Raw genomic sequence first — 21,880 nt, 5'->3', positions numbered from 1 at the left:
GCGTACGTAGGAGAGACTGTGTCCATGACTCCCACGACGGAGACCATGGTCGGTATCGGCGGCGCCGCGGAGAGCACCGACATGGTGCTCAACATCGGACCGCAGCACCCCTCCACGCACGGCGTGCTGCGCCTGCGGCTGGTGCTGGACGGCGAGCGGATCACGCACGCGGAGCCCGTGATCGGCTACATGCACCGGGGCGCGGAGAAGCTCTTCGAGGCGCGCGACTACCGCCAGATCATCATGCTCGCCAACCGCCACGACTGGCTGTCGGCCTTCTCGAACGAGCTGGGCGTCGTCCTCGCCGTCGAGCGCATGCTCGGCATGGAGGTGCCCACGCGCGCGGTGTGGACGCGCACGCTCCTCGCGGAGCTGAACCGGGTGCTCAACCACCTGATGTTCCTCGGCTCCTATCCGCTGGAGCTCGGCGGCATCACCCCGGTGTTCTACGCGTTCCGGGAGCGTGAGGTCCTCCAGAACGTCATGGAGGAGGTCTCCGGCGGCCGGATGCACTACATGTTCAACCGCGTCGGCGGCCTGAAGGAGGACCTGCCGGCGGGCTGGGCCGCACGCGCGCGTGCCGCGGTCGCCGACGTGCGCTCGCGCATGGACCGCTTCGACGACCTGGTGCTCGGCAACGAGATCTTCCGTGGGCGCACGCGCGGCGTGGGGCCGCTCTCGCCCAGCGCGGTGCACGCCTACGGCGTGAGCGGGCCGATCGCGCGCGCCTCGGGCGTCGACTTCGACCTGCGCCGCGACGAGCCGTACCTGGCCTACGGCGAGCTGCAGGACACCCTGAAGGTCGTCACCCGGCAGGAGGGCGACTGCCTCGCCCGCTTCGAGGTGCTCCTGGAGCAGACCCACAACGCCCTCGACCTCGCCGACGCCTGCCTCGACCGGCTCGCCGACCTTCCGCCGGGGCCGATCAACCAGCGGCTCCCCAAGGTCCTCAAGGCGCCCGAGGGCCACACCTACGCCTGGACCGAGAACCCCCTCGGCATCAACGGCTACTACCTCGTCAGCAAGGGCGAGAAGACCCCGTACCGGCTGAAGCTCCGCTCCGCGTCGTACAACAACATCCAGGCTCTCGTGGAGCTGCTGCCCGGGACGCTGGTCGCGGACATGGTGGCGATCCTGGGGTCGCTGTTCTTCGTGGTCGGGGACATCGACAAGTAAGCGGTCGTGGCTGGAGCGCGGCGGCCGGCCGGGGAAGGTCCACCGTGGCGGGCCGGGGCGCGGCGGGTCGGTCGTGGTGCGGGTCTTCAGTCGATCGGCGCGGCCGGGATGCCCACCGGTTGCAGCAGCCAGCCGAAGTCGCCGAGGCCGCCCGGGGCGGTGAGCTCGGCGGCCTCCCCGGCGCTCGCGAGAGCGCGTACGTAGGCCGCGGGGTGCGTGGACGCCAGCGTGAGCGGGGGGCGTGCGCCGGTGATACCGAGGGCGCGCAGGGCGTCGCGCTGGCGCAGGAGGCGCGCGCGGGGAACGGAGTGCGCGGCTGAGGGCGCCGTACGCGCCCCTGCCTCCGCCTCTTCGCGCGCCGTGCGCGCCCCCACCGTGGCCTCCCCGCGCGCCGCGCACGCGTCCAGCGCGACGTGCGCCGTGATGTCGCACGACCCGTCCGGCACGGGCGCCGTCTCGCGCCCCGCGCGAAATCCGGTGAGCGTCCCGAACAGGGGGCGCGCGGCCAAGGTGTGCGCGTAGTCCACGGCGACCGCGAGCCCCCGGTCGACCGCGGCGACCGCCCCCGCCCAGGCCTCGTCCCGGGGCAGCCCGATCTCGGCTCGCAGCCCCTCCCCGCCGCCCCCCGAGACCCCGCCCGCACCGCCCAGCGGCCACCACCGCGCCAGCCACTCCGCCTCGGCCCCGTCGACCGGGGCGCCGAGGCGTTCGGTCCCGTCCCGGCGTACGAGAACCCGGCGCGGCACGCCCTCGGAGTCCACCTCGGCGATGTCGAGGGGCACGTTGTCGAGCCACTCGTTGGCGAACAGCAGGCCGGTGACGCCGTGCGGCGGCTCGGACAGCCACTGCACGCGGTCGTCCAGGCCGCCGGGGCGGTCGGTGATGTCGACGGCGTACACGCGCGTGCGTGCGGCAACGTCGGCGGGCAGGGCGGTCAGGACGCCGGCGGCCAGTTCGCCCCGGCCCGCCGCCATGTCGACGAAGTCCAGCCGGGCGGGCCGGGCCAGAGACTCGTCGACCCGGCACAGCAGCCTCGCCACGGCCTCGGCGAACAGCGGCGAGGCGTGGACGGACGTACGGAAGTGCCCGGCCGGTCCCTCGGGCCGGCGGTAGAAGCCCTCCGGCCCGTACAGGGCCGCCTCCGTCGCCGCCCGCCAGCCGTGCCACTCACCCGCCGCCGCTTCCGTCACCGGCCCAGGCTAAGCGCACAGGCGAACGGGGCCTCCACCTTGCGGAGTATGCGCGCCCGGCGCGGATCGGCCCTCCGGTTGACCCCTGCACGCATCTCGCTTCCCTACGCTGGGTTACGTGCAGCGCCTCTATGACTTCCTCCGCAGACACCCGACCGGGGTCGACACCTTCTGGGCGGTCTTCCTGTTCGGGATCTCGCTGGTCAGCGGGGTCAGCCATCCGGACACCCGGGGCACGACGTCGCTGGCGCTGATCGTTCCGATCTCGCTGCTGCTGTGCCTGGTGATCGCCCTGCGGCGGCGGATGCCGGAGAAGATGCTGCTGCTGACCATCGGCCTCGGCGTGGCCCAGCTCGCGCTGGACGTCGCGACGCTGCCCGCCGACTTCGCGATGCTGGTGATCGTCTACACGGTGGCCGTGATGGGCGCCCGCTGGGCCTCCCGCATCGCGCTGGCCGTCGGCCTGTCGGCCGCGACCGCGGCGGAGATCCGCTGGCCCGTGGAGAACTCCAGCTCCCTGGGCCATGTGGCGGTGGTGATCTTCCAGACGGTGCCGTTCGCGCTGGCCTGGGTGCTCGGCGACTCCATCCGCACCCGGCGCGCCTACTTCGCGCAGCTGGAGGAGCGCAACGCCCGGCTGGAGAAGGAGCGCGAGGCGCAGTCCAAGGTCGCGGTGGCGGCCGAACGCGCCCGGATCGCGCGCGAGCTGCACGACGTGGTCGCGCACAACGTGTCGGTGATGGTGGTGCAGGCCGACGGCGCCGCCTACGTCCTCGACACCGCCCCCGACCAGGCCAAGAAGGCCCTGGAGACCATCTCCTCCACCGGTCGCCAGGCGCTCGCCGAGATGCGCCGCCTGCTGGGCGTGCTGCGCACCGGCGAGCACAAGGAGGTCGGCGAGTACGTGCCGCAGCCCGACGTCGAGCAGATCGACGAGCTGATCGAGCAGTGCCGCACCTCGGGCCTGCCCGTCGACTTCAAGGTCGAGGGCACCCCGCGCCCGCTGCCCAGCGGCGTCGAGCTGACCGCGTACCGCATCGTCCAGGAGGCACTGACCAACACCCGTAAGCACGGCGGGCCCAACGCGGGCGCGAGCGTGCGGCTGGTGTACTTCGACGACGGCCTGGGGCTGCTCGTCGAGGACGACGGCAAGGGCGCCCCGCACGAGCTGTACGAGGAGGGCGGCGCCGACGGACAGGGGCACGGCCTGATCGGGATGCGCGAGCGGGTCGGTATGGTCGGCGGCACCCTGGACGCGGGCCCGCGCCCGGGCGGCGGATTCCGCATCAGTGCGCTGCTGCCCCTGAAGTCCGCGCACTGAGCTGCGCGTGCGTACACCGGTGACACCTGCAATGCCCATGGAACGACCCAGCCGAAGCGAACGGAAGAGGCCCCGATGACGATCCGCGTGATGCTCGTCGACGACCAGGTGCTGCTGCGCACCGGGTTCCGGATGGTGCTCGCCGCGCAGCCGGACATGGAGGTCGTCGCGGAGGCGGGGGACGGCGTGGAGGCCCTTCAGGTGCTGCGTTCGACCGACGTGGACGTCGTCCTGATGGACGTCCGCATGCCCAAGCTCGACGGTGTGGAGACCACCCGGCGCATCTGTCAGGACGAGGACCCGCCGAAGGTGCTGATCCTGACGACGTTCGACCTCGACGAGTACGCCTTCTCCGGGCTGAAGGCGGGCGCCTCCGGGTTCATGCTCAAGGACGTGCCGCCCGGTGAGCTCCTGCACGCCATCCGTGCCGTGCACAGCGGGGACGCGGTGGTGGCGCCGTCGACCACGCGCCGGCTGCTCGACCGGTTCGCGCCGATGCTGCCGAGCGCCGGCAAGGAGCCCCAGCACAAGGAGCTGGAGCGGCTCACCGAGCGCGAGCGCGAGGTGATGGTGCTGGTCGCGCAGGGTCTGTCGAACGGCGAGATCGCGGCCCGGCTCGTGCTGTCCGAGGCGACGGTGAAGACCCACGTCGGCCGCATCCTGACCAAGTTGGGGCTCAGGGACCGGGTGCAGGTGGTGGTGCTGGCGTACGAGACGGGGCTGGTGCGCGCGGGTGGGCACGGGTGATCCACGGGAGTGTGATCCCCGCGTGACCGGAGGCCACTAGGGTCTGCGCATGCTCCTGTGGATCAACGGCCCTTTCGGGGGCGGCAAGACCCAGACCGCGCACGAGATCCAGCGGCGCCTGCGGGGCAGCGTCATCTGCGACCCGGAGCACGCCGGTTTCGGTCTGCGCCGGATGCTGCCACCCGAACTGCGCGGTGATTTCCAGGACTTGGCGGCCTGGCGGCAGGGCGTGGTGGAGGTGCTGGACCTCGCCCTGACCCAGCACGAGGGCGTCGTCATCGCTCCCATGACGGTCACGGACTCCGGCTGCTTCGAGGAGACCGTGGGACGGTTGCGCGAACTCGGCCACGACGTACGTCACTTCACGCTGCTGGCCCAGCGCGAGACCGTCCTGAAGCGGCTGCGTGAGCGCGGCCTGGGGCATGTCCTTCGGTTCGTCGGCGGAAAGGGCGCCGGCCCGGGGCGGGAGAGCTGGGCCGTGCGGCGGCTCGACCACTGTCTGGAGCGTTTGCGGGAACCGGAGTTCGCCGAGCACCTGTGGACGGACCACTCGACCGTCCCGAAGACGGCGGACCGGATCGCCGTGCTCGCCGGGCTGACGCTGCGCCCCAACAACGAGGGCGCGCTGCGTACCCGGCTGCGGCAGGCCCGGGTGGGCGTCCGGCACATCCGGTTCGACTGACCGGCCGCGCGGGCGCCCGGCCCACGCGCTACCTGAGGACGCCTTCCAGGAAGTCGCTGCCCAGGCGGGCCACCACCGTCACGTCCAGCTGGTGCTGGACGTACCGTCCGCGGCGGCGGGTGGTGATCAGTCCCGCCTTCTTCAGGACGCCCAGGTGCCGGGATATCTCGGGGGCGGTCATGCCGTGGATCTGCGCCAGCTCGCTCGTCGTGAACGCGCTGCGGGCGAGGCTGCGGCACAGTCTCATCCGCACCGGGTGGGACAGCGCGGTCATCCGCAGGGTGAGCTGCTCCACCGAGGGCGGGGCGGCGAGCTCGGGGGAGCCGACCGGGTAGTGGAGCACCGGCTGCCAGCCGTAGCGGTGCAGGACCATCAGGTGCGGCCAGCCCAGGCTCGTCGGCACCAGGAGAAGGTCGCGGCCCGCCGTGGCGGTGCGGCCGCTGCCCAGTTTGTCGATCGTGATCACGCCGGCCGTCTCGTCCACGGTGACGGCGGGCGACACCGACGTGAGCGCCTCGGTCAGCCCCCTGCGGCGCAGCAGCTCCGTCTTGTGGCGGGCGTCGGCGGCGAGTTGGTGGCGCAGCCGGGACCAGGTCTCCGCGAAGAACGCCTCGTCGCAGTCCCGCAGGAACTGCCTGAGCCAGGCCCGGATGCGGGGCGGGTCGCTCAGCAGCCGTTCGCCGAACCGCAGTTGCCGCGGACCGCGCGCGGCGGCCAGGTCCAGGGCGCGGCGGCGCAGGTCGGCGTCGGAGAGCGGTCCGGGGCCCGGCAGGCCGTAGGGGAGGGCGCAGGAGAACTCCAGTGCCGCGTCCACGAACTGCTCGTCGGACAGCTTGTCCAGCAGGTCCAGTTCCTCGGCGAGGGTCGCGCCGGGCAGCGCGCCCGGAATGCCCGCGTACGGCAGGAAGAGATCCGCGAACGTCGTCCGCCACAGGAAGTCGGCCTCGCACAACCGGTCGGCCAGGTGCGAGTCCAGCCGGGCGGTCACGCCGGTCACCCAGCCCTGCAGCCCGGGGTGGTGGCCCGGCTCGGACAGCGCGTGCAGCGCCATGCAGAGCTCGGCCAGGGGTGAGGGGACGACGGCGACCCTCTCCGGCCGCAGCCCCGCGATGTCGATGCGCACGCTCATGACCTCATGGTGCACCCCGCCACTGACAACGCCGACCCCGATTGACGGCGCCCGTCAATCGGCACGACTTCCCGGCCGGCGCGGCGCAGCCTTGGGACTCCGGGGCAGCCGCGGAGCCCACGAATCCTCGTCTCCACGTCCCGAGAGGGCCATCGGCCATGAGCATCACCCAGCAGTACTTCCTCGACGCCTACCGTGCCGGGCAGGCCGGCGAGCCCGCCCCGCCCGCGCCGGGCGCGAACGACTGGCAGGTCGTGCGCGAGTGGCGCGACCAGCGCGAGTTCCGCGCGGTCGTCGCCGGGCGCCCGGCCCACGGGCCGATACGGCTCGCACTGGGCCGGTGGCTGCATCGGCGCCGGCGCTCTAGCTGCTGACGCCCGCGGTCGTACCGGCCTCTCCCGCCGCGCCGGCCTCCTCGGTGAGGCGGGAGACGAACTCCGCGACCGCCGCCCGTACGTCGTCGGCCGTCCACTCCAGGGCCTCGGCGCGCACGCTCACCTCGGTGGCGGCGACACCCGGGCCCTTCTCGGCCCAGCCGTTCGCGAAGAGAACGGTCTTCGTCTCCTCGCCCTGCCGGATCGCCGCCTCCGAGAGCACGTCGACGTCGTACGGCAGCCAGACCTGGAACTCGTGCGTGTGCGGGGTGCCGGGGTGCACGCGCGCCCACGGCACCCCCGCCGCCGCGAACCCCTCGCGGAGCGCGGCGGCCACCACGCGCGCGTGGGCGACGTACGCGGGCAGCCGGGGCAGTTCGCGCTCCAGCCCGGCGAGGGCCGACAGCGCGGTCGGGAACTGCTGGAAGACCTGGCCGCCGTAGCGGTGCCGCCAGGCCTTCGCCTCGTCGATCAGCGGCTTCGGGCCGGCGAGGGCGGCACCGCCGTAGCCGCCGAGGGACTTGTAGAACGACACGTAGACGCTGTCGGCGAGGGACGCGATCTCGTGCAGGGGGCGGCCGAAGTGCGTGGTGGTCTCCCACAGGCGCGCGCCGTCGAAGTGCACCACCGCGTCGCGCTCGCGCGCGGCGTCCACGACCGCGGTGAGCTCCTCCCAGGAGGGCAGCACGAAACCGGCGTCCCTGAGGGGCAGTTCGAGCATCAGCGCCCCGAAGGGCTCCTCGAAGTCGCGCACCTCGCCGGCGGTGGGCAGCCGCGGTTCGCTCGTCAGGCGCATCGGGCGCAGTCCGCTGACCCGGCTGAACGCGTCGCGTTCGTGCACCTCGGGGTGGGCGAGGGCGTGCAGGGCGACCGTCCGGTCCCCGGTGCGGCCCGCCCAGCAGCGCAGGGCCACCTGCTGGGCCATCGTGCCCGTCGGGAAGAACGCGGCGGCCTCCGTGCCGAGCAGCCCGGCGACCTTCGTCTCCAGGGTCTCCACGACGCCGTCGCCGTAGACGTCCGACGGCTGGTCGAGGTCGTGGACGTCGCCCACGCCGTCCAGCAGCGCCAGGCGCTCCCGGAGCGTGCCCAGATGGCCGGGGCGCCCGAGCACGCGCCGCGCGCCCCGCAACGCGCTGACGCGCCGTGCACGCCGGCGCCTGCCCCGCTCGTCCTCGGACACCGGCTCCGCTGCCTGCCCGTCCTGCTCCACCGCATCGCTCATGACCCGGATCATGCCCGCCGCCGCTCGCTGCGAGCACCCCGATTTCCACCGGCGTTCGAGCGATGCGAACAACGTGCGATAACCCACAGCCTGTGGACAACCGGACGCCCCTGGAACCGATCGCGTTAACATGACGAGAAATCGTCCGGTACCCGGAGCGGACTGGAACGGGAAGGCCGCCGTCGCGTGAGTACAAGCCAACAGCCAGACCCCAGGGACCGCCCCGCGCGGCTCACCGTCGGCGTCGTCGGCGCCGGGCGTGTGGGTCCGGCACTCGCCGCGTCCCTCCAGCTGGCCGGGCACCGCCCGGTCGCCGTGTCCGGGGTCTCCGACGCCTCTCGCCGGCGTGCCGCCGAGATGCTGCCCGACGTGCCCGTCGTCCCGCCCGCCGAGGTGCTGCAGCGCGCCGACCTGGTCCTGCTGACCGTCCCGGACGACGCCCTGCCCGGCCTGGTCGAGGGCCTCGCCGAGACCGGGGCCGTCCGCCCCGGACAACTGCTCGTGCACACCTCCGGGCGCTACGGCGCGAAGGTGCTGGACCCCGCCCTGCGCGCGGGCGCGCTGCCGCTGGCCCTGCACCCGGCGATGACGTTCACCGGCACCCCCGTCGACGTCCAGCGGCTCGCCGGATGCTCCTTCGGGGTCACCGCGCCGCAGGAGCTGCGGCTGGCCGCCGAGGCTCTCGTCATCGAGATGGGCGGCGAACCGGAGTGGATCGCCGAGGAGAGGCGCCCGCTGTACCACGCGGCGCTCGCCCTGGGCGCCAACCACCTGGTCACGCTGGTCGCCCAGTCCATGGAGCTGCTGCGCGAGGCAGGCGTCTCGGCCCCCGACCGGATGCTCGGCCCGCTGCTCGGCGCCGCCCTCGACAACGCCCTGCGCTCCGGCGACGCGGCCCTGACCGGCCCGGTCGCGCGCGGAGACGCCGGCACGGTCGCCGCCCACGTCACGGAGCTGCGCAAGCACGCCCCCCAGACCGTCGCCGGCTATCTGGCGATGGCCCGCGCGACCGCCGACCGGGCGCTCGCCCACGGCCTGCTCAAGCCGGAACTCGCCGAGGACCTCCTCGGCGTCCTCGCGACCGGCACCGACGGCGCGGAGGGAGACGCCCGATGACCACCACCCTGCTGCGCACCGCCGAAGAGCTCCACGCACGCGCGCGTACCGGCCGTCGCGCCGTCGTGATGACCATGGGCGCCCTGCACGAGGGGCACGCCACCTTGATCCGCACCGCCCGGGAGATCGCCGGTCCGGACGGCGAGGTCGTCGTCACCGTCTTCGTGAACCCCCTGCAGTTCGGCGCGGGCGAGGACCTCGACCGCTATCCGCGCACCCTGGACGCCGACGTGAAGCTCGCCGGACTGTCCGGCGCGGACGTCGTGTTCGCGCCCTCCGTGGACGAGGTCTACCCGGGCGGCGAGCCCCAGGTGCGCGTCAGCGCCGGCCCGATGGGGGAGCGCCTGGAGGGCGCCTCCCGCCCCGGCCACTTCGACGGCATGCTCACCGTCGTCGCCAAGCTGCTGCACCTCACCCGCCCGGACGTCGCCCTGTACGGGCAGAAGGACGCCCAGCAGCTCGCCCTGATCCGCCGCATGGCGCGCGACCTGAACTTCGGCGTCGAGATCGTCGGCGTCCCCACGGTGCGCGAGGAGGACGGCCTCGCCCTCTCCAGCCGCAACCGCTACCTCTCGCCCGCCGAACGGCGCACGGCGCTGAACCTCTCCCGCGCGCTGTTCGCCGGGCGCGACCGGCACGCGGCACAGGAGGCGCTGCGCGCACGGGCGCTGGCGGCACCCGCCACGCACGCGCGCGCCGAAGCCCTCAGCGCCCTCGGCGAGTCCCGCGCGGCCGCCGACGCCCACGCCGTCGCCAAGTCCCGCCCGGCCACGGCCCCGGGCGAGGACGCCGCGCGCCGCACCTTCCACGGCGCCCCCTCCGCCGTACGCGCCGCCGCCCGCCAGGTCCTCGACGACGCCGCGCGGCTCACGCCGCCCCTCCAGCTGGACTACCTCGCCCTGGTCGACCCCGCCGACTTCACCGAGATCGGGGACGACTTCACCGGCGAGGCGGTCCTCGCCGTCGCCGCCCGGGTCGGCACGACCCGGCTGATCGACAACCTCCCTCTGACCTTCGGAGCCGCCTCGTGACCAGCACAGGCATAAAACTGCACGCGCCCGCACCCGGCTGGGCCATCTCCGCCGACGTCGTGGTCGTCGGCTCCGGAGTCGCCGGCCTGACCGCCGCGCTGCGCTGCGAGGCCGCCGGTCTGAACACGGTCGTGGTCACCAAGGCCCGCCTCGACGACGGCTCCACCCGCTGGGCGCAGGGCGGCGTCGCCGCGGCCCTCGGCGAGGGGGACACCCCCGAACAGCACCTGGACGACACCCTGGTGGCCGGCGCCGGCCTGTGCGACCAGGAGGCGGTGCGCATCCTCGTCACCGAGGGCCCCGACGCCGTGCGCCGGCTCATCGCGACCGGCGCGCACTTCGACGAGTCCGAAGAGGGCGACCTGGAGCTCACCCGCGAGGGCGGCCACCACCGCCGCCGCATCGCCCACGCGGGCGGTGACGCGACCGGCGCGGAGATCTCCCGGGCGCTCGTGGAGGCGGTACGCGCGCGTGGGCTGCGCACGATCGAGAACGCGCTCGTGCTGGACCTGCTGACGGACGCCGACGGCCGTACGGCGGGCGTGAGCCTGCACGTCATGGGCGAGGGCCAGCACGACGGCGTGGGCGCCGTGCACGCGCCCGCGGTGGTCCTCGCGACCGGCGGCATGGGACAGGTCTTCTCCGCCACCACCAACCCCTCGGTCTCCACCGGTGACGGCGTGGCGCTCGCCCTGCGCGCGGGCGCGGAGGTCTCCGACCTGGAGTTCGTGCAGTTCCACCCGACCGTGCTGTTCCTCGGCCCCGACGCCGAGGGCCAGCAGCCGCTGGTCTCCGAGGCCGTGCGCGGCGAGGGCGCGCACCTGGTCGACGCCGACGGCGTGCGGTTCATGGTCGGACAGCACGAACTGGCCGAGCTTGCGCCCCGGGACATCGTCGCCAAGGGCATCATGCGCCGCATGCAGGAGCGGGACGCCGAGCACATGTTCCTCGACGCCCGGCACTTCGGCGCCGACATGTGGGAGCACCGCTTCCCGACGATCCTCGCCGCCTGCCGCGCCAACGGCATCGACCCGGTCACCGAGCCCATCCCGATCGCCCCGGCGGCCCACTACGCGTCCGGAGGCGTCCGCACGGACTCCCAGGGCCGCACCACCGTCGCGGGCCTGTACGCGTGCGGCGAGGTCGCCTGCACCGGCGTGCACGGCGCCAACCGGCTCGCCTCCAACTCCCTGCTGGAGGGCCTGGTCTACGCCGAGCGCATCGCGGCCGACATCGCGGCCGAGCGCGCGGCGGACGGCCTTCACGCGCGCGTGCCCGAACCGGTCGAGCACCCGGACCGGCCCGCGCACCCCCTCCTCGCCCCCGAGGACCGTTTCGCCATCCAGCGGATCATGGCTGACGGAGCGGGCGTCCTGCGCTCCGCACAGTCCCTGGAGAAGGCCGCCGACCAGCTCGACCGGCTGCACGCGGACGCCCGCGACGCCCTCGCCGAGAACGGCAAGACCTCCGAGCCGGGCGTCGACACCTGGGAGGCCACCAACCTCCTGTGCGTGGCCCGCGTCCTGGTCACCGCCGCCCGTCTGCGCGAGGAGACGCGCGGCTGCCACTGGCGCGAGGACCGCGCCGAGCGCGACGACGCCGCATGGCGCCGCCACATCGTCGTACGGCTGAATCCGGACCGCACACTCGCCGTACACACCACCGATAGCCCAGACTTCCCCCCGACCCGGCCGACTCGGCAGCGCCCTCAGGAGCAGTGACAGAAGTGAGCACCCCCGACCTCCCCCTCGTGTCGAACGGCGGCTGCGGTGACGGCTGCGCCTGTGGCGCGGGCGCCGACGCGGACGCGGAATACCTGGAGTGCGGGCTCGACCCCGCGCTCGCCCAGCTCCTGGCCGACGCCGGACTCGACCCCGTGGAAGTCGAGGACATCGCCAACGTCGCCATCCAGGAGGACCTCGACCACGGCGTGGACGTGACCACCGTCGCGACCATCCCCGAGGACGCCGTCGCCACCGGCGACTTCACCGCGCGCGAGGCGGGCGTCGCGGCCGGCCTCAGGGTCGCCGAGGCGGTGCTCTCCGTGGTGTGCACGGACGAGTTCGAGGTCGAGCGGCACGTGGAGGACGGCGAGCGGGTGGAGGCCGGGCAGAAGCTGCTGTCGGTCACCACGCGCACGCGTGACCTCCTCACCGCCGAGCGCAGCGCGCTCAACCTCCTGTGCCGCCTGTCCGGCATCGCGACCGCCACGCGCGCGTGGGCGGACGTACTGGAGGGCACGAAGGCCCGGGTCCGCGACACCCGCAAGACGACGCCGGGGCTCAGGTCCCTGGAGAAATTCGCCGTCCGCTGCGGCGGCGGCGTCAACCACCGGATGTCGCTGTCCGACGCGGCGCTGGTCAAGGACAACCACGTGGTCGCCGCGGGCGGCGTCGCGCAGGCCTTCAAGGCCGTCCGGGAAGCCTTCCCGGAGCTGCCGATCGAGGTCGAGGTCGACACCCTGCACCAGCTGCGCGAGGTCGTCGACGCGGGAGCCGACCTGATCCTGCTGGACAACTTCACGCCCGGCGAGTGCGAGGAGGCCGTCGCCCTCGTGCACGGCCGGGCCGCGCTGGAGGCCTCCGGCCGGCTCACCCTCGACAACGCGCGCGTGTACGCGGACACCGGCGTGGACTACCTCGCCGTAGGAGCGCTCACCCACTCCTCCCCGATCCTGGACATCGGTCTCGACCTGCGAGCGGCGGAGTAGGTACGGGCCATGCTGCTGACGATCGACGTGGGCAACACCCACACCGTCCTGGGCCTCTTCGACGGCGACGACATCGTCGAGCACTGGCGCATCTCCACGGACGCGCGCCGCACGGCGGACGAACTGGCGGTGCTGCTGCAGGGCCTGATGGGGATGCACCCGCTGCTCGGCGACGAGCTCGGCGACGGCATCGACGGCATCGCCATCTGCGCGACCGTCCCCTCCGTGCTGCACGAACTGCGCGAGGTGACCCGGCGCTACTACGGGGACGTGCCCGCCGTCCTCGTCGAGCCCGGCGTGAAGACCGGCGTGCCGATCCTCACCGACAACCCCAAGGAGGTCGGCGCCGACCGGATCATCAACGCCGTCGCGGCCGTCGACCTCTACGGCGGCCCCGCGATCGTCGTCGACTTCGGCACGGCGACGACCTTCGACGCGGTCTCCGCGCGCGGGGAGTACATCGGCGGGGTCATCGCCCCCGGCATCGAGATCTCCGTCGAGGCGCTCGGCGTCCGGGGCGCGCAGCTGCGCAAGATCGAGGTGGCGCGGCCCCGCAGCGTGATCGGCAAGAACACGGTCGAGGCGATGCAGTCCGGCATCGTCTACGGGTTCGCCGGCCAGGTCGACGGAGTGGTGAGCCGGATGGCCCGCGAGCTCGCGGAGGACCCGGACGAGGTCACGGTGATCGCGACGGGCGGACTGGCGCCCATGGTGCTCGGCGAGTCGTCCGTGATCGACGAGCACGAGCCGTGGCTGACCCTGATCGGACTGCGCCTGGTGTACGAGCGGAACGTGTCGCGTATGTGAGGACGGCCGGCGGCCGGCCGCACGAAACGCGGCCGGCCCCGCCCTCCCTGCGCCGCACGGGGTGTGCCCGCGAGGCAACCGGGTGGCTCTGCCGCGCCACACCGGTCCTTTATGTCGAATTTGTCTGATTAGCGCGTACCGTCGCCGCATGCCCACGCCATACGGATCCCGCGGCGGCATGGCGTTCGGCGTGGAGGAGCTGCGTGTGCTCCGCCGCGCTCTCGCCCTCGCCCTTCAGCCCAGCCCCGCCTCGGCCGAGGACGTCCAGGACTGCCTCCGCCTCGCCGACTCCCTCGACGAGGCGATGTGTGAGGGTGCCCGGCTGCGTGCCTTCCTGGTGGCCGATCTCGCCCGCTACCGCGCCGCCCTGCCCGGAACCGCCGCCGGCTATCTGGCCCTGCTGGAGGAGACGCTGGCCACCGGCTACCGGCCGGGCCCCGACGACCTCGCCGCGCTCAGGGCGCTGCGGGGCAACTCGGTCGCCGCCGCCCTGCTGGGGCGCTGCCGGACGCTCGCGGAGCAGGACGTGCGCGCCCGTCTGGCGCGCGCCACGGCCCGCACGGCGGCCCCGGCCGTCCCCGCCTCCCGTACCCGCCTCACGGCGCTTCCCGGGGGCCTCTCGGGCGCCCTGGAGGGCGCCGGGACGGACTCGGGCGACGGAGCCGGGCAGGACCCCGCGCGAAAGCCCGAGAAGAAGCCCGCGGAGAAGCCGGCGTCCCCCAGGCCCGCCCCCGCTCCGGCCCCGGCCGCCCCCAAGCCGGGGCGTCCGGTCCCCACCCCCGGCGAGGTCTTCCCGCGCCGCAGGCCGACCCCGCCCGCCACCTCGGCGACCCCGCCCCCGCGGCTCGTCGCGGGCTGAGACGAAAGGCGGCCACCCGGCCGACACCCGCCCCCGCCCAGGCCGTCCGTCGCCCCCTGGCTACTCTGGAGGCATGGACTACGTCTCCGCGCTCGTGCCCCCGGTCGTCATGGCCGTGTTCTTCATCGGCGTGATCAGGGTGATCGTGAAGACCCAGGGCGGGGCCAACAAGGCCAAGGAGGACGCGGCCGTCGACGCCGTGCTCGCCCGCACCGAGGGAGTGCGGCAGGAGACCGCGAAGACCGACGGCTGACGACGGCCCGGCACCCCCGGCGCCAAGCCCGGCGTACGGCTCGACACCCGAGTCGTACGCCCTTTTTGTTCACGTTTGCCAGAGAAACCGCACGTCCGGCACGCGAATGTCGAGTTCTGCCACTATTGTGCGAGCTGTGCCTCGCCCATTGGGAGAACTCGAAGACGCGGTCATGACGCGGGTGTGGAAGTGGAACCGCCCGGTCACCGTTCGAGAAGTCCTGGAAGACCTTCAGCAGGAACGGTCCATCGCGTACACCACGGTGATGACCGTTTTGGACAATCTCCATCAGAAGGGCTGGGTGCGCCGCGAAGCGGAAGGCCGGGCCTATCGATATGAGGCCGTCTCCACCCGGGCCGCGTACGCAGCCGCGCTGATGAACGACGCGTGGTCCCAGAGCGACAACCCCGCGGCCGCTCTCGTCGCCTTCTTCGGGATGATGAGCGAGGAACAGCGACAGGCCCTGCGAGACGCGGTACGGATGGTCCAAGGACCGGAAGAGGCGACCGAACAGGAGAACCCCGGCTCTCCGCCCGGCGACGGCGGGCGATAGCGTCCGCTCATGTCAGCAGAGAGCCCCGAAGGTCTCGAAGGTCCTGAAGTCAGCGCTAAAGCCATCACCGTCCGCCGGGCGCGTACCGGCGATGTCGCGGCCGTGCGTCGTCTCCTCGACACCTACGTGCGTGACCGCATCCTGCTCGACAAAGCGACGGTCACGCTTTACGAGGACATCCAGGAGTTCTGGGTCGCCGAACGAGACGACAACGCGGAGGTCGTCGGCTGCGGTGCCCTGCACGTCATGTGGGAAGATCTCGCGGAAGTTCGCACTCTCGCGGTGAAGCCGGGCCTGAAGGGCGCCGGCGTCGGACACCAGTTGCTGGAGAAGTTGCTGCACACAGCGCGCTGGCTGGGTGTTCGCCGCGTTTTCTGCCTCACCTTCGAAGTGGACTTCTTCGGCAAGCACGGCTTCGTCGAGATCGGTGAGACGCCGGTGGACATGGATGTCTACGCGGAGCTGCTGCGTTCCTATGACGAGGGCGTGGCGGAGTTCCTCGGTCTCGAACGGGTGAAACCCAACACCTTGGGCAACAGCCGGATGCTTCTGCATCTGTGATCACCGATCACGGGAAGTATTCGAGCGCCTACCTGCCCGCGTTCCCTATGTCCGAAACGCGCATGTTCCCTGACTGTGCCGGACCGGCTGTCCCGCTGTCGAGGGGTTTGTGTTTTTCCCGGAAAAGCGGTTTGCTTTCCGACGTACTGCAGTACTGCATATAACAGGGGACGGCGAAACGGCGGACGCCGCAGACCCCAGGCCCTCAAGTTTTGGATGAAAGGAAATCCGGTGGCACAGAAGGTTCAGGTCCTTCTTGTCGACGACCTCGACGGCGGCGAGGCGGACGAGACCGTCACGTTCGCGTTGGACGGCAAGACGTACGAGATCGATCTCACGACCGCGAATGCGGACAAGCTCCGCGGCCTTCTCGAGCCTTACGTGAAGGGCGGTCGTCGTACCGGAGGCCGTTCCGCGGGCGGGCGCGGAAAGACGCGCCCCGCTTCCGGTGGCAGCCAGGACACCGCACAGATCCGCGCCTGGGCGAAGGAGAACGGTTACGAGGTCAACGACCGCGGCCGTGTTCCCGCGTCCATCCGCGAGGCCTACGAGAAGGCCAACGCCTGATCACTGGCCGGATCGACGGCCGAAGGCTGGGCGCACGCGCGCCTCAGCCGCAACCGGTGGCAGTGCGCTGCCACCGTGTCCACGAGTCGTACGAGATCGGGGGCGCCACCGACGCCCCCCGTGGCCGACAGCGTCGGCAGCGAGGCCTCGACCGCGCGCCCGGGTTCGGGGGGCCGCAGCCATACGGCGGCCCCCTGCAGGGTGTCCCCGCGGTCCGGCGGCGACGGCGCGTCCATGACGCCCCCCTCGCCGATCGCTCGCAGGTCGGGCACCAGCCCGCCCCACTCCAGCCAGTCCAGCAGCCCCGGCAGCTCCTCCGCGCTGCCCGGCGCCACCAGCAGCCGCATCCGCTCGCCCTGGAGGGCCACCGGAGAGTACGGCCCGAGATGGCGCAGCCCCGCCCGGCCCGCTGCCGCCGGCACGTCCAGGACGTCGAAGCGTTCGCCCACGGAAAGCCGCACCGGAGCACCGGGCCGCACGGGCACCGTTCGCCACTCCAATTCGTTCTCGTACCACTCGCGGATTCGCGAGCCCGCCTCGAGAGGCCGGCGGGGAAGTGGGACCGTGAGATCCGGGGTGACCGAGGGGTCGCTGCCAACCATGCCAATGGCAACCGTGAGAAGTGCTCGCGAGTTACGCTGGGTGTTCTGGCGAATGCGCTGAGTTTCGGAAAAGGGGGCGTGCGGGGGTGCGGGGTGGCGCAAGGTTGTTCGCCCATAGCGGAGCAATGGGGGGCGCGCGGCATGGAGTGTCAGTCCCAGCGGGTAAGACATCCCTAGTGGGAGGGGGCGACACGCAGGCAAGGTGGTCTCACGTTCGCCATCGGCGTACTGGCGAGTGGGGTAACTGCCTGGCCTGCGGGAACATCGTCTCGCACCATCGGGTTGGAGCAGATGTCGGCGTTCGGGGTCAGGAGGCCATCGACGGTGTCGGCAGTTGGAATGAGCGGTCCCCGCTTGCGGGACTAAGCTGCGGAAGGACAGGGAGGGGAAGTTCCCCCCACTGCCTGACCGCTCTGAGGAGCGATTAACGATGTTCGAGAGGTTCACCGACCGCGCGCGGCGGGTTGTCGTCCTGGCTCAGGAAGAAGCCCGGATGCTCAACCACAACTACATCGGCACCGAGCACATCCTCCTGGGCCTGATCCACGAGGGTGAGGGTGTCGCCGCCAAGGCCCTTGAGAGCCTCGGGATTTCGCTCGAGGCGGTCCGCCAGCAGGTGGAGGAGATCATCGGCCAGGGCCAGCAGGCCCCGTCCGGGCACATCCCCTTCACCCCCCGTGCCAAGAAGGTCCTGGAGCTGTCGCTCCGCGAGGCCCTTCAGCTGGGCCACAACTACATCGGCACGGAGCACATCCTGCTCGGCCTGATCCGTGAGGGCGAGGGCGTCGCCGCCCAGGTCCTGGTCAAGCTGGGCGCAGACCTCAACCGGGTGCGGCAGCAGGTGATCCAGCTGCTCTCCGGTTACCAGGGCAAGGAGACCGCCACCGCCGGCGGGCCTGCCGAGGGCACGCCCTCGACGTCCCTGGTCCTCGACCAGTTCGGCCGGAACCTCACCCAGGCCGCTCGTGAGTCCAAGCTCGACCCGGTCATCGGGCGCGAGAAGGAGATCGAGCGGGTCATGCAGGTGCTGTCCCGCCGTACCAAGAACAACCCGGTGCTGATCGGTGAGCCCGGCGTCGGCAAGACCGCCGTCGTCGAGGGCCTCGCCCAGGCCATCGTCAAGGGCGAGGTGCCCGAGACCCTCAAGGACAAGCACCTCTACACCCTGGACCTCGGCGCGCTGGTCGCCGGCTCCCGCTACCGCGGTGACTTCGAGGAGCGCCTGAAGAAGGTCCTCAAGGAGATCCGCACCCGCGGCGACATCATCCTGTTCATCGACGAGCTGCACACGCTGGTCGGTGCGGGTGCCGCCGAGGGCGCCATCGACGCCGCTTCGATCCTGAAGCCGATGCTGGCCCGCGGTGAGCTGCAGACCATCGGTGCGACGACGCTGGACGAGTACCGCAAGCACCTGGAGAAGGACGCGGCCCTCGAGCGCCGCTTCCAGCCCATCCAGGTCGCCGAGCCGTCCCTGCCGCACACGATCGAGATCCTCAAGGGTCTGCGCGACCGGTACGAGGCCCACCACCGTGTGTCCATCACGGACGAGGCCCTCGTCCAGGCCGCGACCCTGGCCGACCGGTACATCTCGGACCGCTTCCTGCCGGACAAGGCGATCGACCTGATCGACGAGGCCGGTTCCCGGATGCGCATCCGCCGGATGACCGCGCCGCCGGACCTCCGCGAGTTCGACGAGAAGATCGCCGGTGTCCGCCGGGACAAGGAGTCCGCGATCGACTCGCAGGACTTCGAGAAGGCCGCCTCCCTGCGCGACAAGGAGAAGCAGCTCCTGGCCGCCAAGGCCAAGCGCGAGAAGGAGTGGAAGGCCGGCGACATGGACGTTGTCGCCGAGGTCGACGGCGAGCTGATCGCCGAGGTCCTCGCGACGGCCACCGGCATCCCGGTCTTCAAGCTGACCGAGGAGGAGTCCTCGCGTCTGCTGCGCATGGAGGACGAGCTCCACAAGCGGGTCATCGGCCAGAAGGACGCCGTCAAGGCGCTGTCGAAGGCGATCCGCCGTACGCGTGCCGGTCTGAAGGACCCCAAGCGTCCCGGTGGTTCGTTCATCTTCGCCGGCCCGTCCGGTGTCGGTAAGACCGAGCTGTCGAAGGCGCTCGCGGAGTTCCTCTTCGGTGACGAGGACGCGCTGATCTCCCTCGACATGTCGGAGTTCAGCGAGAAGCACACGGTCTCGCGGCTCTTCGGTTCGCCTCCCGGCTACGTGGGCTACGAAGAGGGCGGCCAGCTGACCGAGAAGGTCCGCCGCAAGCCGTTCTCCGTGGTCCTGTTCGACGAGGTCGAGAAGGCCCACCCGGACATCTTCAACTCGCTGCTGCAGATCCTCGAGGACGGTCGTCTGACCGACTCCCAGGGCCGGGTCGTGGACTTCAAGAACACGGTCATCATCATGACGACCAACCTCGGCACCCGGGACATCTCCAAGGGCTTCAACCTGGGCTTCGCGGCCTCGGGCGACACGAAGTCCAACTACGAGCGCATGAAGAACAAGGTGTCGGACGAGCTCAAGCAGCACTTCCGTCCCGAGTTCCTCAACCGTGTCGACGACGTGGTCGTCTTCCCGCAGCTGACGCAGGAGGACATCCTCGCGATCGTCGACCTGATGATCAGCAAGGTGGACGAGCGCCTCAAGGACCGGGACATGGGCATCGAGCTCTCCCAGTCCGCCAAGGAGCTGCTCTCGCAGAAGGGTTACGACCCCGTCCTGGGCGCCCGGCCGCTGCGCCGGACCATCCAGCGCGAGATCGAGGACACCCTCTCGGAGAAGATCCTCTTCGGCGAGCTGCGTCCCGGCCACATCGTGGTCGTCGACACGGAGGGCGAGGGCGAGACCAAGACCTTCACCTTCCGCGGTGAGGAGAAGTCGGCCCTGCCGGACGTCCCGCCGATCGAGCAGGCGGCCGGCGGAGCCGGTCCGAACCTGAGCAAGGAGGCGTAAGCCTCACGGCGACGCCAGAAGGGGCCGGTGCTTTCGGGCACCGGCCCCTTCTCCATGCCCGCAGCAGGAGCGGCTACGACAGCTGACCGTCGTAGTCCGGCAGTTTGAAGGTCTTGTCGGCGTGGCCGCCCGAGAGGTCGGTCGCGCTGTTGCCGATGTTGGCGATGATGTCGTAGCCCTTGTTCTCGATGGCGACGCGCTGGGCGGTCTTGTAGGCGGCGACGTCCTTGAAGAGGTCGACGAGACCGCGGACGTAGAGGCCGGACACCTGGTAGCCGTCGTGCTCCAGGTTGTACTCGGTGGGCAGGTAGATGATGCCGGGGCGGGCGGTGACGAAGAACAGCGAGACGCCGTGCTGCTGGGCGTACCGGGCGACCTCCAGGACGGGCTTGTTGGCCGGCTGCGGCCAGCTGAAGCCGAAGTCGGTCTCCAGGGCCGTGTTGTCGATGTCGAGGACGACCGCCTGCTTCTCGCCCGTCCCGGCGGCGGCGATGCGCTCCTTGATGTACGGCAGGGCCTGGTCCATCACGCTCTGGCAGTCCTTCTGCCAGGTGGCGTAGTCGACGCTCCCGGTGCTCGTCGCCGCGTTCGCGGGGGCGGCCAGTGCCGCCAGGGCCGAGGCGGAGACGGTGATGACGGCTGTGCGGCGAGCCCAGAGGCGTCGGCTTGTCATGGGGGGTCCTCTCGCGACCGTATGTCGTTGTCCTGTGCATGTTCGAGGGCACGGGTGGCGCGAGGGGAACCGTAGGGTTACCGACTGGTAAGTGGCCAGAGATGTACGTCACATGGGGCCGATCGAAGTTTTCGGGGCCGGTGACATGTCGCACAGGCGATCAGGTGCGTACTACGGCTCTTAGTGGGGCGGGGTGGCCTTTTTCGTCGTAGAACGGCAAGTTTCGCGTTCAATTACTAGCGCACGTCGTAGATGTCCTATTTTGGGATCAATGGGGGCTCGGGGTACCAAGGATCTGCCCATCCGGCGGCCGATTGCGCGCCGGGTGGTTTTCTCTGCCCCCGATCCCCTGAGGTTTCGATGTCCCCGCGTCTCACGTCCCGTTCTTCCCGTACGTCCGCCCTGCGCACCCGTGCGGCCGTCCTGGCCGCCGGCTTCGGCATGTCGGCCGTACTGGGTGCCGGGGTCGCGGTCGCCGCCGACACCACCTCCGTCGGCACCTCCGCCTCCGCCTCCGCGTCGGTCTCCGGCGTGGCGAGCGCCGTCGAGGCGCAGGCGGCTGCCCAGGCCAAGGCCGCCAAGACGGCCGCGGCCGCGAAGGCCAAGGCGGCGGCCGCGAAGAAGGCGGCCGCCAAGAAGGCCGCCGCGAAGGCGGCCGCGAAGAAGAAGGCGGCGGCCAAGGCGGCCGCCAAGAAGGCCGCCGCGAAGGCGGCCGCGAAGAAGAAGGCGGCGGCCAAGGCGGCCGCCAAGAAGGCCGCCGCGAAGGCGGCCGCGAAGAAGAAGGCGGCGGCCAAGGCGGCCGCCAAGAAGGCCGCCGCGAAGGCGGCCGCGAAGAAGAAGGCGGCGGCCAAGGCGGCCGCCAAGAAGGCCGCCGCGAAGGCGGCCGCGAAGAAGAAGGCGGCGGCCAAGGCGGCCGCCAAGAGGGCCGCCTCCTGGGTCCACCCGGTCCGGAAGTACACGCTCTCCGCGAAGTTCGCCCAGGCCGGCGGCATGTGGCAGTCCACCCACAGCGGCCAGGACTTCGCCGTGAACAGCGGCACCGACGTCGTCGCCGCGCACGGCGGCACCGTCGTCAAGGCCGGCCCGAACGGCGCCGGCGACGGCCCGGCGTACGGCAACGCCATCGTCATCCGGCACGGCAACGGCACGTACTCGCAGTACGCCCACCTGTCACGGATCGACGTCCGGGTCGGCCAGGTCGTCAGGACGGGCCAGCACATCGCCCGGTCCGGCAACACCGGCAACTCCAGCGGTCCGCACCTGCACTTCGAGATCCGCAGGACCGCCGACTACGGCTCGGCGATCGACCCGGTCGCCTTCCTGCGGGCCAAGGGCCTGAGCCTCTGACCCG

At 71.7% G+C, this 21,880-nt stretch carries 22 protein-coding genes; 17 read left to right on the top strand and 5 right to left on the bottom strand.

Annotated elements, in window-relative coordinates:
* Positions 1-24 precede the first annotated feature (24 nt).
* Positions 25-1,176: an NADH-quinone oxidoreductase subunit D gene (locus M8J74_RS27315; protein WP_249838984.1), complete on the top strand. Its 1,152-nt coding sequence runs from the start codon at positions 25-27 to the stop codon at positions 1,174-1,176.
* Between the two features lie 86 nt (positions 1,177-1,262).
* On the opposite strand, the gene M8J74_RS27310 is transcribed toward M8J74_RS27315, so the two are convergent.
* Positions 1,263-2,366 (bottom strand): SAM-dependent methyltransferase, encoded by a 1,104-nt coding sequence (locus tag M8J74_RS27310; RefSeq protein WP_249838983.1) that lies wholly within the window; start codon positions 2,364-2,366, stop codon positions 1,263-1,265.
* A 118-nt stretch (positions 2,367-2,484) separates the two neighbouring features.
* On the opposite strand from M8J74_RS27310, the gene M8J74_RS27305 reads away from it, so the two are divergent.
* From M8J74_RS27305 to M8J74_RS27295, 3 genes are all read left to right on the top strand, one after another.
* Entirely contained in the window at positions 2,485-3,687 is a 1,203-nt protein-coding gene (locus tag M8J74_RS27305; protein WP_249838982.1) for a sensor histidine kinase, read from the top strand.
* Between the two features lie 75 nt (positions 3,688-3,762).
* Entirely contained in the window at positions 3,763-4,434 is a 672-nt protein-coding gene (locus M8J74_RS27300) for a response regulator (RefSeq protein WP_058924012.1), read from the top strand.
* Between the two features lie 49 nt (positions 4,435-4,483).
* On the top strand, positions 4,484-5,116 hold the full coding sequence (locus tag M8J74_RS27295; protein ID WP_249838981.1) for an AAA family ATPase: 633 nt from the start codon (positions 4,484-4,486) through the stop codon (positions 5,114-5,116).
* A gap of 28 nt (positions 5,117-5,144) precedes the next feature.
* Here M8J74_RS27295 and M8J74_RS27290 read toward each other — a convergent pair whose 3' ends face one another.
* On the bottom strand, positions 5,145-6,245 hold the full coding sequence (locus M8J74_RS27290) for a DUF5937 family protein (RefSeq protein WP_249838980.1): 1,101 nt from the start codon (positions 6,243-6,245) through the stop codon (positions 5,145-5,147).
* 158 nt (positions 6,246-6,403) lie between these two features.
* Between M8J74_RS27290 and M8J74_RS27285 the strand changes: the two genes are divergently transcribed.
* Positions 6,404-6,619, top strand: a complete 216-nt coding sequence (locus tag M8J74_RS27285) for a hypothetical protein (protein ID WP_249838979.1) — start codon at positions 6,404-6,406, stop codon at positions 6,617-6,619.
* On the opposite strand, the gene M8J74_RS27280 is transcribed toward M8J74_RS27285, so the two are convergent.
* A complete protein-coding gene (locus tag M8J74_RS27280) occupies positions 6,609-7,841 on the bottom strand; it encodes a threonine aldolase family protein (RefSeq protein WP_249838978.1) in 1,233 nt (410 codons plus the stop codon). The two genes, M8J74_RS27285 and M8J74_RS27280, sit on opposite strands and share 11 nt — an antisense overlap.
* Positions 7,842-8,027: 186 nt before the next feature.
* Between M8J74_RS27280 and M8J74_RS27275 the strand changes: the two genes are divergently transcribed.
* From M8J74_RS27275 to M8J74_RS27230, 10 genes are all read left to right on the top strand, one after another.
* The gene (locus M8J74_RS27275; protein ID WP_249838977.1) at positions 8,028-8,957 is read left to right on the top strand and encodes a Rossmann-like and DUF2520 domain-containing protein; all 930 of its coding nucleotides are present in this window, start codon (positions 8,028-8,030) and stop codon (positions 8,955-8,957) included.
* The gene (gene panC / locus M8J74_RS27270; protein ID WP_249838976.1) at positions 8,954-9,988 is read left to right on the top strand and encodes a pantoate--beta-alanine ligase; all 1,035 of its coding nucleotides are present in this window, start codon (positions 8,954-8,956) and stop codon (positions 9,986-9,988) included. The genes M8J74_RS27275 and panC overlap by 4 nt, the downstream gene beginning before the upstream one ends.
* Entirely contained in the window at positions 9,985-11,709 is a 1,725-nt protein-coding gene (locus M8J74_RS27265; protein WP_249838975.1) for an L-aspartate oxidase, read from the top strand. The genes panC and M8J74_RS27265 overlap by 4 nt, the downstream gene beginning before the upstream one ends.
* 5 nt (positions 11,710-11,714) lie before the next feature.
* Complete coding sequence (gene nadC, locus M8J74_RS27260) at positions 11,715-12,698, top strand: carboxylating nicotinate-nucleotide diphosphorylase (protein ID WP_249838974.1); 984 nt, start codon at positions 11,715-11,717, stop codon at positions 12,696-12,698.
* Between the two features lie 9 nt (positions 12,699-12,707).
* Positions 12,708-13,505, top strand: a complete 798-nt coding sequence (locus M8J74_RS27255) for a type III pantothenate kinase (protein ID WP_058924004.1) — start codon at positions 12,708-12,710, stop codon at positions 13,503-13,505.
* A 178-nt stretch (positions 13,506-13,683) separates the two neighbouring features.
* Positions 13,684-14,364: a hypothetical protein gene (locus tag M8J74_RS27250; RefSeq protein WP_249838993.1), complete on the top strand. Its 681-nt coding sequence runs from the start codon at positions 13,684-13,686 to the stop codon at positions 14,362-14,364.
* A 73-nt stretch (positions 14,365-14,437) separates the two neighbouring features.
* A complete protein-coding gene (locus M8J74_RS27245) occupies positions 14,438-14,617 on the top strand; it encodes a hypothetical protein (RefSeq protein ID WP_249838973.1) in 180 nt (59 codons plus the stop codon).
* A gap of 148 nt (positions 14,618-14,765) precedes the next feature.
* A complete protein-coding gene (locus M8J74_RS27240; RefSeq protein ID WP_283948646.1) occupies positions 14,766-15,170 on the top strand; it encodes a BlaI/MecI/CopY family transcriptional regulator in 405 nt (134 codons plus the stop codon).
* Between the two features lie 9 nt (positions 15,171-15,179).
* The gene (locus tag M8J74_RS27235) at positions 15,180-15,731 is read left to right on the top strand and encodes an amino-acid N-acetyltransferase (protein ID WP_058924000.1); all 552 of its coding nucleotides are present in this window, start codon (positions 15,180-15,182) and stop codon (positions 15,729-15,731) included.
* A 231-nt stretch (positions 15,732-15,962) separates the two neighbouring features.
* Complete coding sequence (locus M8J74_RS27230) at positions 15,963-16,298, top strand: histone-like nucleoid-structuring protein Lsr2 (protein WP_058923999.1); 336 nt, start codon at positions 15,963-15,965, stop codon at positions 16,296-16,298.
* Here the strand turns inward: M8J74_RS27230 and M8J74_RS27225 are convergent.
* Entirely contained in the window at positions 16,277-16,900 is a 624-nt protein-coding gene (locus M8J74_RS27225; RefSeq protein WP_249838971.1) for an SCO3374 family protein, read from the bottom strand. The genes M8J74_RS27230 and M8J74_RS27225 overlap by 22 nt on opposite strands.
* 430 nt (positions 16,901-17,330) lie before the next feature.
* Here M8J74_RS27225 and M8J74_RS27220 point away from each other — a divergent pair, with 430 nt between their 5' ends.
* Positions 17,331-19,856 (top strand): ATP-dependent Clp protease ATP-binding subunit, encoded by a 2,526-nt coding sequence (locus tag M8J74_RS27220; protein WP_142154252.1) that lies wholly within the window; start codon positions 17,331-17,333, stop codon positions 19,854-19,856.
* 73 nt (positions 19,857-19,929) lie between these two features.
* Here M8J74_RS27220 and M8J74_RS27215 read toward each other — a convergent pair whose 3' ends face one another.
* A complete protein-coding gene (locus M8J74_RS27215) occupies positions 19,930-20,529 on the bottom strand; it encodes an HAD family acid phosphatase (protein ID WP_249838970.1) in 600 nt (199 codons plus the stop codon).
* A 531-nt stretch (positions 20,530-21,060) separates the two neighbouring features.
* Here M8J74_RS27215 and M8J74_RS27210 point away from each other — a divergent pair.
* Positions 21,061-21,876 (top strand): M23 family metallopeptidase, encoded by an 816-nt coding sequence (locus M8J74_RS27210; RefSeq protein WP_372500281.1) that lies wholly within the window; start codon positions 21,061-21,063, stop codon positions 21,874-21,876.
* Positions 21,877-21,880: the final 4 nt, after the last annotated feature.

This window comes from Streptomyces panaciradicis, assembly GCF_023516615.1.
GTDB lineage: Bacteria > Actinomycetota > Actinomycetes > Streptomycetales > Streptomycetaceae > Streptomyces > Streptomyces panaciradicis.
The sequence above is the reverse complement of the archived record's forward strand: the minus strand, read 5'-3'. Positions and strand labels throughout refer to the sequence as shown.

Excerpts from the sequence above, each read along its gene's own strand:
- M8J74_RS27315 (WP_249838984.1), top strand. The coding sequence starts at position 25 with ATGACTCCCACGACGGAGACCATGGTCGGTATCGGCGGCGCCGCGGAG.
- M8J74_RS27280 (WP_249838978.1), bottom strand. The coding sequence starts at position 7,841 with ATGAGCGATGCGGTGGAGCAGGACGGGCAGGCAGCGGAGCCGGTGTCC.
- M8J74_RS27215 (WP_249838970.1), bottom strand. The coding sequence starts at position 20,529 with ATGACAAGCCGACGCCTCTGGGCTCGCCGCACAGCCGTCATCACCGTC.
- M8J74_RS27285 (WP_249838979.1), top strand. The coding sequence starts at position 6,404 with ATGAGCATCACCCAGCAGTACTTCCTCGACGCCTACCGTGCCGGGCAG.
- M8J74_RS27225 (WP_249838971.1), bottom strand. The coding sequence starts at position 16,900 with ATGGTTGGCAGCGACCCCTCGGTCACCCCGGATCTCACGGTCCCACTT.
- M8J74_RS27295 (WP_249838981.1), top strand. The coding sequence starts at position 4,484 with ATGCTCCTGTGGATCAACGGCCCTTTCGGGGGCGGCAAGACCCAGACC.
- M8J74_RS27290 (WP_249838980.1), bottom strand. The coding sequence starts at position 6,245 with ATGAGCGTGCGCATCGACATCGCGGGGCTGCGGCCGGAGAGGGTCGCC.
- M8J74_RS27220 (WP_142154252.1), top strand. The coding sequence starts at position 17,331 with ATGTTCGAGAGGTTCACCGACCGCGCGCGGCGGGTTGTCGTCCTGGCT.
- M8J74_RS27250 (WP_249838993.1), top strand. The coding sequence starts at position 13,684 with ATGGCGTTCGGCGTGGAGGAGCTGCGTGTGCTCCGCCGCGCTCTCGCC.
- M8J74_RS27255 (WP_058924004.1), top strand. The coding sequence starts at position 12,708 with ATGCTGCTGACGATCGACGTGGGCAACACCCACACCGTCCTGGGCCTC.
- M8J74_RS27300 (WP_058924012.1), top strand. The coding sequence starts at position 3,763 with ATGACGATCCGCGTGATGCTCGTCGACGACCAGGTGCTGCTGCGCACC.
- panC (WP_249838976.1), top strand. The coding sequence starts at position 8,954 with ATGACCACCACCCTGCTGCGCACCGCCGAAGAGCTCCACGCACGCGCG.
- M8J74_RS27235 (WP_058924000.1), top strand. The coding sequence starts at position 15,180 with ATGTCAGCAGAGAGCCCCGAAGGTCTCGAAGGTCCTGAAGTCAGCGCT.
- M8J74_RS27245 (WP_249838973.1), top strand. The coding sequence starts at position 14,438 with ATGGACTACGTCTCCGCGCTCGTGCCCCCGGTCGTCATGGCCGTGTTC.